The organism is Sulfitobacter sp. HI0129, from assembly GCF_001635395.1.
Classification (GTDB): Bacteria; Pseudomonadota; Alphaproteobacteria; order Rhodobacterales; family Rhodobacteraceae; genus Sulfitobacter.
Genome location: NZ_LWGH01000158.1, coordinates 1 through 351, shown reverse-complemented (window position 1 = coordinate 351; position 351 = coordinate 1). Strand labels below are relative to the sequence as shown.

Annotated in this window: 1 protein-coding gene; it reads right to left on the bottom strand. The window is 63.0% G+C overall.

From position 1 onward, the window contains the following. On the bottom strand, positions 1–351 hold a 351-nt coding region (locus tag A3764_RS01435), incomplete at both ends, for a hypothetical protein (protein WP_150122040.1).

Genomic DNA, 351 nt, shown 5'->3' with positions numbered 1-351 from the left:
CATCCGCTTGGACCGGCTCACGACCTCTTCGAGCGGAACCGTGTCGAACTCCAGCTTTTCCTCGTCGGGCAGGCGGTAGACGAGGCGCTGCGCATCTTCCGCGGCTTCGGAGTCACCTTCCGCGGCCAGCCGGGCCCGGTCGAAGGCATAGCCGAGGTATTCGTCGCTGCTGATCATGCCGTCCTCATCCGCGTCCAGCATGCCGCTGTCCACGAGGTTGCCCTTTTCGCGCATGGGGTGCACATCCATGCCCACCTTGGCGCAGTTGACGTATTCGTCGCGGCTGATGCTGCCGCTCTTGTCGGCGTCCATCGCCACGTTGGAACGTTTGGAATAGGCTTCGATCTCGAT